The 1,187-nt window shown below is 44.3% G+C and carries 3 protein-coding genes; all 3 read left to right on the top strand.

What is annotated here, in order from left to right; translation table 11 throughout:
- The coding region (locus BUC12_RS20240; RefSeq protein WP_175552659.1) for a hypothetical protein at window positions 1-296 on the top strand (296 nt) is incomplete at its 5' end.
- A 44-nt stretch (window positions 297-340) separates the two neighbouring features.
- Complete coding sequence (locus BUC12_RS19670; protein ID WP_062185386.1) at window positions 341-583, top strand: hypothetical protein; 243 nt, start codon at window positions 341-343, stop codon at window positions 581-583.
- Window positions 584-794: 211 nt separating this feature from the next.
- The gene (locus BUC12_RS20410) at window positions 795-920 is read left to right on the top strand and encodes a hypothetical protein (protein WP_262485782.1); all 126 of its coding nucleotides are present in this window, start codon (window positions 795-797) and stop codon (window positions 918-920) included.
- Window positions 921-1,187: the final 267 nt, after the last annotated feature.

The following is a 1,187-nucleotide window of genomic DNA, read 5'->3' as shown; positions in this document are numbered from 1 at the left end:
CCATATTGATAATTTTTTTTAAGATGTGTACTAATGCCCTCCGGCTAATTTTGACACAAAAGAAATTATATTTTTCAGAACCCGGTCCATTTCTTCGCCCGGTGGTAGCGTTTGTCCGGTCATGTCCTCCTTTTTTTATTTTGGGTGGCAAACCGGAAGGCCAGGAGGCTAAAAAATCAGGTCGCCGGAAGAATGACCGGAAGGGAAGCCAGATGATAGATTTGTCATTCATCCGCCCAGGAAGCCAATCATTCAGTTCTCCAGCCGGAAGGCAAGATAATCGACAAGCCATCTAACCAAATGAATGGATGGATAATCAACAGATACATCAGCCGGCCGGATGAATAATCAGCTAACCGGAAGACAAAGCAGGGAGCTGAATAAGCAGAAGGCTAATCTGCCGGAAGGAGAATCAGCTAAAAGGCAAACCATTCAGCCGGTTGACCGGATAAATAGCCAATCAGCCAAAATATCAAATAATCAGCCAGCCGAACTTCAGGCGCCTCTTCCGGCTCTCCAGTCGATTGATGAGCCAGCCTTTCAGTCATCCGGCTATTTAGGTAAAACACTTACATATAATTAATTACAGTTTCAAAATCCTATTTACACAAAATAGAATCACCATTTATGCAGCAATATATCCTGTAAATGATGTGTCCGTAAATGATTTCTGGTAATTATCCGAACCTGATTGTACCAAGAAAAAAACATACTTGCCGCTTGGGGTGGTAGCGTTTGTCCGGTCATGTCCACCCCCGGGTATTCCAATAGCCTATATCTTTGCACCGGCGGAAATGATTCCACCCTGTACAGGTATATGTGATTGTTCTCATGCGATAGGACAGGCTCCGGATGCCTGCCTTTTCCCTGTCGGCATATCGCGTCCTTTTCTTAGCCGGAGGCTATCCCATTCCGGCTAAAATGACAAATCCGCGCAGAGCGGATTTTAAATGTCGCCAGACATTGGCAAGATGTGTTTTGAGTACACTCAAAACGTTTTAAGTGCCTTAAAACCATCTTGCCCCTTCCTCTGATTGTCGGGGGAATCTTAGCTCCGGAGTCGCTAAGATTTTTGAGAGCATCGGTGTTAACGAATGACCTGCTGTTACCGCAGGCTTAGTAAAAACAAAATGGCCTGTGGCCACGCTAATTATCCATTTAATTATCCAGATTATGAAACAAAAGAA

This window comes from Indolivaga macrotermitis, from assembly GCF_900128985.1.
Classification (GTDB): domain Bacteria; phylum Bacteroidota; class Bacteroidia; order Bacteroidales; family Dysgonomonadaceae; genus Dysgonomonas_A; species Dysgonomonas_A macrotermitis.
The sequence above is the reverse complement of the archived record's forward strand: the minus strand, read 5'-3'. Positions and strand labels throughout refer to the sequence as shown.